This window comes from Streptomyces sp. NPDC006510 (genome assembly GCF_040611955.1).
Taxonomy (GTDB): Bacteria; Actinomycetota; Actinomycetes; order Streptomycetales; family Streptomycetaceae; genus Streptomyces.
In genome coordinates, this window is the sequence record NZ_JBEXPH010000263.1 from 1 (window position 1) to 9339 (window position 9339).

9 protein-coding genes and 1 pseudogene are annotated in these 9339 nt (G+C 69.9%); 2 read left to right on the top strand and 8 right to left on the bottom strand.

What is annotated here, in order from left to right:
- Both ABZY11_RS39950 and ABZY11_RS39955 read left to right on the top strand, forming a co-directional pair.
- The coding region (locus ABZY11_RS39950; RefSeq protein ID WP_356483872.1) for a carboxyl transferase domain-containing protein at nt 1-663 on the top strand (663 nt) is incomplete at its 5' end.
- Nucleotides 664-729: 66 nt separating this feature from the next.
- Nucleotides 730-933: an acyl-CoA carboxylase subunit epsilon gene (locus tag ABZY11_RS39955; protein WP_356483873.1), complete on the top strand. Its 204-nt coding sequence runs from the start codon at nt 730-732 to the stop codon at nt 931-933.
- Between the two features lie 72 nt (nt 934-1005).
- Here the strand turns inward: ABZY11_RS39955 and ABZY11_RS39960 are convergent, their stop codons facing one another.
- From ABZY11_RS39960 to ABZY11_RS39995, 8 genes and pseudogenes are all read right to left on the bottom strand, one after another.
- A complete protein-coding gene (locus ABZY11_RS39960) occupies nt 1006-1587 on the bottom strand; it encodes an ATP/GTP-binding protein (protein ID WP_014048542.1) in 582 nt (193 codons plus the stop codon).
- A complete protein-coding gene (locus ABZY11_RS39965; RefSeq protein ID WP_356483874.1) occupies nt 1568-2185 on the bottom strand; it encodes a DUF742 domain-containing protein in 618 nt (205 codons plus the stop codon). The genes ABZY11_RS39960 and ABZY11_RS39965 overlap by 20 nt, the downstream gene beginning before the upstream one ends.
- Before the next feature lie 85 nt (nt 2186-2270).
- On the bottom strand, nt 2271-2684 hold the full coding sequence (locus ABZY11_RS39970) for a roadblock/LC7 domain-containing protein (RefSeq protein ID WP_006127847.1): 414 nt from the start codon (nt 2682-2684) through the stop codon (nt 2271-2273).
- A gap of 10 nt (nt 2685-2694) precedes the next feature.
- Nucleotides 2695-5868, bottom strand: coding sequence for a nitrate- and nitrite sensing domain-containing protein (locus ABZY11_RS39975; RefSeq protein ID WP_356483875.1), 3174 nt, complete (start codon nt 5866-5868; stop codon nt 2695-2697).
- Between the two features lie 347 nt (nt 5869-6215).
- A complete protein-coding gene (locus tag ABZY11_RS39980) occupies nt 6216-6797 on the bottom strand; it encodes an ATP/GTP-binding protein (protein WP_072487286.1) in 582 nt (193 codons plus the stop codon).
- On the bottom strand, nt 6778-7185 hold the full coding sequence (locus ABZY11_RS39985; RefSeq protein WP_356483876.1) for a DUF742 domain-containing protein: 408 nt from the start codon (nt 7183-7185) through the stop codon (nt 6778-6780). Before ABZY11_RS39985 ends, ABZY11_RS39980 begins: the two co-directional genes overlap by 20 nt.
- A gap of 133 nt (nt 7186-7318) precedes the next feature.
- Nucleotides 7319-7732 carry a roadblock/LC7 domain-containing protein gene (locus ABZY11_RS39990; RefSeq protein WP_006127850.1) on the bottom strand — a complete coding sequence of 138 codons (414 nt, stop codon included), beginning with the start codon at nt 7730-7732 and terminating at the stop codon, nt 7319-7321.
- A 9-nt stretch (nt 7733-7741) separates the two neighbouring features.
- Nucleotides 7742-9339, bottom strand: a pseudogene (locus ABZY11_RS39995) (histidine kinase); the annotation flags it as partial.

Sequence of the window (9339 nt, forward strand, 5' to 3'; positions counted from 1 at the left end):
GACTACCTGGAGATCCACGAGCGCTGGGCCCGCAACATCGTCTGCGCCCTGGCCCGCATGGACGGCCAGGTCGTCGGCATCGTCGCCAACCAGCCGCAGTCCCTCGCAGGCGTCCTGGACATCGAAGCCTCCGAGAAGGCGGCCCGCTTCGTTCAGATGTGTGATGCATTCAACATTCCCATCATCACTCTTTTGGACGTACCCGGCTTCCTGCCCGGGGTCGATCAGGAGCACGGTGGAATCATTCGGCACGGTGCGAAGCTGCTCTACGCGTACTGCAACGCCACGGTGCCGAGGATCTCGCTGATCCTGCGCAAGGCTTACGGCGGTGCGTACATCGTGATGGACAGCCAGTCCATCGGTGCGGATCTGACGTACGCCTGGCCGACCAACGAGATCGCGGTGATGGGCGCCGAGGGCGCCGCCAACGTCATCTTCCGTCGGCAGATCGCCGACGCCGAGGACCCGGAAGCCATGCGGAAGCGCATGGTCAAGGAGTACAAGGCGGAACTGATGCATCCGTACTACGCGGCGGAGCGGGGCCTGGTCGACGACGTCATCGACCCCGCCGAGACCCGCGAGGTGCTGATCGCCTCGCTCGCCATGCTCCGTTCCAAGCACGCCGACCTGCCGTCCCGCAAGCACGGCAACCCCCCGCAGTAGTCCGCAGTCCGCGCAGCACCCCTGCCGAGCCCGCGAAGACCTGCCGAGAAGACGGAGAAACAACCCATGAGCACTGCTGCCGAGTCCGTGCTGCGCGTCGAGAAGGGTCTTGCCGACCCCGAGGAACTGGCCGCGATAACCGCGGTCCTGCTCGCCCGCGCCGCGGCCCAGCCCGCCGCCGCCCCCGCCCACCGAGGCCGCAACACCGCCGGGTGGCGCCGCCTGGAGCGCACGCCGGGCTTCCGCGCCCCGCACTCCTGGCAGGGCTGACGCACCACGCGTGAAAGGGCCCCGCACTCCCTCGGGAGTGCGGGGCCCTTTCGTACGTCCGGCCCAGGGGGTCTACCGGAGCCGAGCCATGAGGGCGTGCTCCACGAGCGTGATCAGCGCGCTCTTGGCGTCCGCGCGGTGCCGCGCGTCCGTCGTCAGAATCGGCGTGTCCGGCCCGATCTGGAGCGCTTCGCGGACCTCGTCGGGGGTGTAGGGCTGGTGTCCGTCGAAGCCGTTGAGGGCGATGACGAAGGGCAGGCCGCTGTTCTCGAAGTAGTCGACGGCGGGGAAGCAGTCGGCGAGGCGGCGGGTGTCCACGAGGACGACGGCGCCGATGGCGCCGCGGACCAGGTCGTCCCACATGAACCAGAAGCGGTCCTGTCCGGGCGTACCGAAGAGGTACAGGATCAGGTCCTGGTCCAGGGTGATACGACCGAAGTCCATCGCCACCGTCGTGGTGGTCTTGTCCCCGGTGTGCGTCAGGTCGTCGATGCCCGCGGACGCGGACGTCATCACGGCTTCGGTGCGCAGCGGATTGATCTCCGAGACGGCACCGACGAACGTGGTCTTACCCACGCCGAAGCCCCCTGCCACCACGATCTTCGCCGAGGTAGTGGAGCGGGCTGCTCCGCCGCTAGAGCTTGCGAAGTCCACTGAGCACCCTTTCGAGCAGTGTCACATCTGGCTGGCCGCCGGCGGACTCGTCGCCGCCGGGCTGATGGATTGCGACGAGTCCGGCCTCGGCCAGGTCGGCTACGAGGATCCGGGCAACGCCGAGCGGGATCGAGAGCAGTGCCGAAATCTCGGCGACCGACTTGATCTCGAAGCACAGCCGGCAGATCCGCTGGTGCTCGGGCAACTGCCCTTGCAGCCGGGACGGATCAGCCGTGGTACTGACCAACGCCTCAATGGCGAGTTGGTAGCGCGGTCGGGTCCGGCCGCCGGTCATGGCGTACGGACGAACCAGCGGATTGTGCGCGGAGGGCGCGGCAGGCTCGGGGGTCTGCCGCGGCTGTACCGGCTGAATACGGGGAGTCCGGGGCGAGTCGTAGCGGTGTGGACGCTGCGTGGGCCACCCGGAACCCTGCTGGGGGCCGTGCGGCGGCTGTTGAGGCTGCTGCTGATACGGCCGGTAAGGCTGCCGGGCGCCGTGTCCGCTGGGTGCGGAGGGGAAGTTGAACCGGTTGTCCCCGTGCTCACCCGGTACCTGCTGGCCACCGTTGTACTGGTGTCCGCCTGGCGGTGTGTCCACGATTCCTCCTCCTGCCGGTCCCGGTCTCAGTGGGTCGCGCCACCGCACTTTATGGCCCGGTGGCGCGAAACGCACTGTCTGGCTACTAGTTAAGAAGACTTCCTTGCAGTTCAGCACGGAGGTCCGGGGTGAGGACACTGCCCGCACGGTCGACCAGAAGTGCCATTTCGTACCCGACCAGACCGATATCGGCGTCCGGGTGGGCGAGAACGGCCAGCGAAGAACCGTCCGAGATGGACATGATGAAGAGGAACCCGCGCTCCATCTCCACAACTGTCTGATTCACCGCGCCGCCCTCGAAGATCCGCGAGGCGCCCGCGGTCAGCGAGGTCAGCCCGGAGGCAACGGCCGCCAGCTGGTCGGCGCGGTCACGGGGGAATCCCTCGGACATGGCCAGCAGGAGTCCGTCGGCGGAGACCACCACCGTGTGCGACACCCCAGGGGTGTTGTCCACGAAGTTGGTGATCAACCAGTTCAGATTCTGCGCCGCCTGGCTCATCGGGCTCACACTAACGCTCCTGGTTGTAGGTATTACTGTCGTCCGAACCCGCGCTGCGTCCCCGCAGTACGCCCCGCCGCAGGTTGCTCAACCTGCCGCGGACGTCCTCGGGGGCACGGGAAACCTGAGGGCCGCCCTGCAAGGTCTGCTCCGCCGTACCCTCGACCAGATTGGCCTTGGGCACCCGCCGGGGGAGTCCGGACGGGGTGATCCCGCCCGCCTTCGGCTCCCGGAGCTTCTCGGCCCGCTCCCAGCGCTCGTCGTTGGCCGAGCGCCAGTCGTCGGAGCCGTTTCCGTCCGCTTGCGCGGGCGACGGCTGCTGCGGCAGTTCCTCCTGCTGCCGCGGCTGCTGCGCGGCGACGGGCCGGCTGTTCCCGCGGCCGGTGGGCTGCCAGTGCTGCTGACCGCCCCGGCGCGGCAGACCGGCTTCGGTCAGCTCGTGACCGGAGTCGGGAGTGGAGCCCGGACGGTCGAAGCCTACGCGTTCCTGCGGCTCCGCGGGGGCACTCGGGGAGGATTCCGCTTCCGCCGGTGCCGACGGCTCGTACGCGCTCTGGTAGGCGCCCTGTTCCGGCCAGTCATCCTGGTGGGACCGGGGAGCGAACTGCTCCTCGTACGACGGCTGCGGGGCCTCACCGGCCGCATAACCGGCTTCCGCATAGCCATCGGGCAGACCCTGGCCGGGATGCTGGGCAAAGCCCGCGTCACCGCCGTAGGGCTCGTAGCCGCCCTCGTACGGAGGCTGCTCGTACTCCTCCTGCCGCGAGCCCTGCTGCGGCTCCTGGGCGTATCCGTTCCCGGCGTACTGGTTGTCGGCGTACGGATCCTGCGCGAACTGCGGGTGCTCGACCGACGCCTGCGCCTCCAGCGCCGCCCGGCGCCCCTCGCGCATCAGCGAACGGCCCACCGGATCCAGCTGCGCCGCGTCCGCCGACGGCTGCTCGTAGCGCGAGTCGTCGAAGCCGAGCTCCGCCGCCGTGCGCAAGTGCGTCTGGGACGGCTGCTGTTCGTAGCTCTGCTGCTCCGGGATGATCGAGGAGACGGTGAAGTCGTCCCCCGCCTCGGCCGGTTCACCGCCGCCGCCGTGGGTGATCGCGTCCGGCAGCATGACCAGCGACGTGGTTCCGGCCTGCTCGCCCGAGGGGCGCAGCTGGACCCGGATGCCGTGCCGGTCGGCGAGCCGGCCGACCACGAACAGGCCCATCCGCTGCGACACCGCGGCGTCCACGGTCGGCGGGTTGGCCAGCTTGTGGTTGATGTCGGCGAAGTCCTCGGCGGTGAGCCCGATGCCCTTGTCGTGGATCTCGATCATCACGCGGCTGTCGGGCAGCCGGGTCGCGGTGACCCGCACCTTGGTCTGCGGCGAGGAGAACGTGGTGGCGTTCTCCAGCAACTCGGCCAGCAGGTGCACGAGGTCGGTGACCGACTGGCCGTGGATCTCGGTCTCGGGCACCCCGGCGAGCTCGATGCGCTCGTACGACTCCACCTCGGAGGCGGCGGCACGGAGCACGTCGACCAGCGGGACCGGCTGGTTCCAGCGGCGGCCGGGCTCCTCGCCCGCGAGGACCAGGAGGTTCTCACCGTTGCGGCGCATACGGGTGGCCAGGTGGTCCAGCCGGAAGAGGTTCTCCAGCTGATCCGGGTCGGCCTCGTTGTTCTCCAGGTCGGTGATGAGGGTCAGCTGGCCCTCGATCAGCGACTGGTTGCGGCGCGAGAGATTGGTGAAGATCGCGTTGACGTTGCCCCGCAGCATGGCCTGCTCCGCCGCCAGCCGGACCGCCTCGCGGTGCACCTGGTCGAAGGCGCGGGCGACCTCGCCGATCTCGTCCCGGCTGTGGATCGGGATCGGCTGGACGCGGGTGTCTACCCGGCCCGGTTCGGCCCTGGAGAGCTGGTCGACCAGCATCGGCAGCCGCTGCTCGGCGATCCCGAAGGCGGCCGTACGCAGCCGGCGCATCGAGCGGCTCATCTGCCGGGCCATGAGACCGGCCAGCACGAAGGCGGCCAGCAGGGCGACGATCACGACGGCTGCGTTGACGACGGCGTCGGTCCTGGCGCTGGACGAGATGTCCGCGGCCTCGGTCACGGCCTTGTCGACGAGCTCGTCCTCGACCGTGGTGTAGCCGTCGAACTTGGCGGTGGCGGCCGCCATCCAGGTCTCGGGCGTGATGCCCTTCGCGGCCAGTTTCTCGGGCGACTTGCCCTGCCCGATCTGCTGGGCCATGCCGTCGAAGACCGAGCCGTCGATGCTCGGCGGGGCGACGAACGGGACTCCCGCGGCGTCGGCCTGCTCCTTGGCCTTCTTCAGCTCCTTCGTGCCCTCGTCGGCCTTGGCGGCCATGACCTCCTTCAGCAGGGCCGCGTCGGCCTCGGTACCGCCGGAGACGAACTCGCCGAGCGCGATCTGCTCCAGGTAGTTGTACGAGCCGAAGGCCTTGACCTGGGCGTCGAACTTGGCGCTCTCCTGGCTCGGACGCACCAGCAGGTGCATGCCGATGGAGCGCTGAAGCGATTCTGCAGCCTTGGCGAGCTCGACCGCGTAGACCGTACGGCCGTAGCTGGTGATGTTGCCGGTGCCCAGACCCAGCTCATTGCTGAACTCCATCAGCGAGTGCTGGACCTTGACGTAGCCCTCCTCCGTCTTCACCGGGTCCATCGCCTCGGCGAAGGCGGCCTTGCGCAGCTCGGGGAGTGTGGGCTCCTCCAGCCGGAACAGCTGAAGACGCCGTTCCAGGCCCTGCTTCTTCGGCATGTCCTTCACGGCCGTGTCGAACTTGTCCGCGGCCGCGTCGGTGGTGGCCCGGACCTCGCCGATGACGGCGGCGTCACGTTTGTTCGACAGCAGGGGCTGAGCGGAGAGGTCACGCTCGTTGAGGAGTGCCTGGCCGTACTCGGCGGCCGCGCGCACGATCAGCGCGGTCTTCTCGGCGTCCTGAGCCTCGCGCCAGGTGTCGATCGACCCCTTCACCTGGAATCCGCCCATGACCAGGCCGACCAGGACGGGGATCAGGAGAATCGCGTTCAGCCGGGTGGGCACCCGCCAGTTGCGCGGCGCCAGTCGGCTGGTGCTGCCACCGGACGCCGCCGCATCGGACGCATCGGCAGGGGACGCCGCGGCGCGCGGCGGCGGGGTGAAGTTGCCCCGCTCCTGCTGCGCCGTGGGGCCCGCGTTGCTTCGCCTCACTCGACCAACAACCTCTCGGCGTCGGCACCTACGTTGTGCCGTATTTCGTTCAGGGCCGTACTACTCGGGAGTTCGTCGAATTCCAGCACGGGGACCGGTCGCGTTCCAAACAGTCGGAACCTGTCATTCCGAGTGGCCCAGGCCTCAGATAAAACGGGCATAAAGAACGAGCCCCGTCAAAAGGCGGGGCTCATGTGAGCGCAGTGGCACCAAACGGATGCGTCGGGTGTCGAACGCGGGGCAATTCTCTGTCGAAACGTTATGAATACGGGGGCGGATCGTGTCAAAGGACACAGCCCGCCCCCGTCCGACTACGGTAACTACCGTATGGCAATACCGACTTGTGCTTACTTGAGCCGAGCCATGAGGGCGTGCTCCACGAGCGTGATCAGACCGCTCTTGGCGTCCGCGCGGTGCCGCGCGTCCGTCGTGATGATCGGGGTGTCGGGGCCGATCTGGAGGGCTTCGCGGACCTCGTCGGGGGTGTAGGGCTGGTGTCCGTCGAAGCCGTTGAGGGCGATGACGAAGGGCAGGCCGCTGTTCTCGAAGTAGTCGACGGCGGGGAAGCAGTCGGCGAGGCGGCGGGTGTCCACGAGGACGACGGCGCCGATGGCGCCGCGGACCAGGTCGTCCCACATGAACCAGAAGCGGTCCTGTCCGGGCGTACCGAAGAGGTACAGGATCAGGTCCTGGTCCAGGGTGATACGACCGAAGTCCATGGCGACGGTCGTCGTCGTCTTGCCCCCGGTGTGCGTCAGGTCGTCGATGCCCGCGGACGCGGACGTCATCACGGCCTCCGTACGCAACGGGTTGATCTCCGAGACGGCACCGACGAACGTGGTCTTACCCACGCCGAAGCCCCCCGCCACCACGATCTTCGCCGAGGTGGTGGCACGGGCCGCACCGCCGCTAGAGCTTGCGAAGTCCACTGAGCACCCTTTCGAGCAGTGTCACATCCGGCGTGCCGCCGGCCTCTCCATTGCCCGGCTGGTGGATGGCCACCATGCCGGCTTCCGCCAGGTCCGCGACGAGAATCCGGGCCACACCGAGCGGCATCGACAGCAGCGCCGAGACCTCGGCCACCGACTTGACCTCACGGCAGAGGTGGCAGATCCGCTGGTGCTCGGGGAGCAGTGTTCCCAGATGCGCGGGGTCGGCCGTGGTGGAGACCAGTGCCTCTATGGCGAGCTGATAACGCGGCCGGGTCCGGCCACCGGTCATGGCGTACGGGCGGACCAGTGGCTGGTCGCCTTCACCTTCGTACGACGCGTGGTGCAGTGCGCCGTACGGATCGGGTGAGGCGGGTGGCGGGGTCATGAATCCTCCGGGCGTGACAGCAGTACGTCGGCTTGCCGTCTGAAGGGGCCGGTGGGGGGCTCTAATCGGCCGGACGGGCGAGGGATGAGGGCGTTACCTGGGGCAATCGAGTCTGTCATCGATCCACGGCCGCCTAATGGAGCAGGCTGCCCTGGAGCTCGGCGCGGAGGTCGGGGGTGAGGACAGTGCCCGCACGGTCGACCAGCAGAGCCATCTCGTACCCGACCAGACCGATGTCGGCGTCCGGGTGGGCGAGAACGGCCAGCGAGGAGCCGTCCGAGATGGACATCAGGAAGAGGAACCCGCGTTCCATCTCCACCACGGTCTGGCTGACGGCACCGCCCTCGAAGATCCGGGAGGCGCCCGCGGTCAGCGAGGTCAGCCCGGAGGCGACGGCCGCCAGCTGGTCGGCGCGGTCACGGGGGAATCCTTCGGACATGGCCAGCAGGAGTCCGTCGGCGGAGACCACCACCGTGTGCGACACCCCGGGGGTGTTGTCCACGAAGTTGGTGATCAACCAGTTCAGATTCTGCGCGGCCTGACTCATCGGGCTCAACTAACGCTCCTGCTGGTGAGTGGGGCCGAGTGGGAAACTGCCGGTCGACTGGCTGTTGTTGGCCTGTCGCCCTTGCTGGATGCCCCGGCGGAGATTGGTCAACCGCCCGCGTACATCATCGGGGGCACGTGACACCTGCGGACCGGACTGATGGTTCTGCTGCTGTGCGGTACCCGGCACCAGGTTGGCGCGAGGCACTCGGCGAGGCAGTCCGGAAGTGGTGACTCCGCCTGCCGCGGGCTTCTTGACCCGCTCCGCCTGCCGTACGAGTTCATCGTTCGGCGAGGGGCGCCAGGAACTTGTGGTGCTGCCCGGCTCGCCCCCGCCGCGGCGCGGCGCCTCGGGAGCGGGAGACTCCGGGGCCGGCCGCTGGGGGAGGGAAGCGGACGTCTGCGGCTCGGCGGGCGGCTGCTGGCCGCCCTGCTGCGGGCCGTGGAACCAGTTCGTCTCCAGGGTGTCGTACAGCGGCGTACGACCGTCCCCGGGCCCGGCCGCCGGAGGCAGCGCCTCGGGCTGCGGCTGCGACGGCAGGACCGGACGGTACTGCGCGTCACCGGCGGGCGGGCGCGGGGCACCGAAGTCCTCGTCGTCCCGGCCGCGCTGACGCGTGGCCGGCAGGCCCTGGTCCTGCGCCCGGACCGGCGGCTGTCCGAAGTCGGGACGGGCGAACTGCGCGGTGCCGGCCGGGTCCTGGGCGGACGGGTCCTGAAGGCCGTGGCCCTGCGGGGCCGGAGCCGAGAAGTCGGGACGGGCGAACTGCGCGGTGCCGGCCGGGTCCTGGGCAGACGGGTCCTGAAGGCCGTGGCCCTGCGGGGCCGGAGCCGAGAAGTCCGGGCGGGCGAACTCGGCGGTGGAGCCGGGGCCCTGCCGGTCGTCCATGGGCACCCGGGGGGTGAGCGGCGGGTTCATCGGCCGCTGGAACTGACCGGTGGACTCGGGGTCCTCGTGACCGCGCGGGGCGTCCAGCGGAGTTCGCCGCGGCGCGGACGGCTCCTCGGTGCCCCAGCTGGTGGTCTGCGGACGCTGCGGCTGAGGGTTGCCACCGGGCAGTTCGGCACGTGGGCCGCCGACCGGGGGCAGCTGGCGGCCGGGCTCGCCCTGGCCGGCGGGCTGCTGGAAGCCGCCCTGCTCGGCCGGGTTCTGCCGGGCCTGCTGCGGCTGGGACGGCTGCCACGGGGCGGGGCCGTTCGGCCGGCCCTGTTGGCCGTTGTGGTCCTGACGGTCCGGACCCTGGCGGTTCTGGTCCTGGCGGTTCTGGCCGAACAGGTCGGGCCGGCCCGACTCCGTACGGCCCGGACCGTCGCCCTGGCCGCGGGCACCGAGGCGGGCACCGTTGCCGAAGGCACCGGCGAGGCCGCCACCGTGACGCTGCGGCTCCGGTCGGGAGCCGTCCTGCGGGCCGGTGCCGGACAGCCCGGCGGACTGGAATCCGGCGTTCTGTTGGCCCTGTTGGCCCGGCTGGCCCTGCTGGTGGCGGGGGCCGCCGTCACGCGAGGGCAGCGCGGCACGCGGCGACGAGCCCGCACCGACCTCACCGCGCGAGGCGCCCGGACCCGAGGCGAGACGGCCGGCCGGGCCCGACGGGGGGCCGCCGGGGC

Excerpts from the sequence above, each read along its gene's own strand:
- ABZY11_RS39955 (WP_356483873.1), top strand. The coding sequence starts at position 730 with ATGAGCACTGCTGCCGAGTCCGTGCTGCGCGTCGAGAAGGGTCTTGCC.
- ABZY11_RS39970 (WP_006127847.1), bottom strand. The coding sequence starts at position 2,684 with ATGAGCCAGGCGGCGCAGAATCTGAACTGGTTGATCACCAACTTCGTG.
- ABZY11_RS39985 (WP_356483876.1), bottom strand. The coding sequence starts at position 7,185 with ATGACCCCGCCACCCGCCTCACCCGATCCGTACGGCGCACTGCACCAC.
- ABZY11_RS39990 (WP_006127850.1), bottom strand. The coding sequence starts at position 7,732 with ATGAGTCAGGCCGCGCAGAATCTGAACTGGTTGATCACCAACTTCGTG.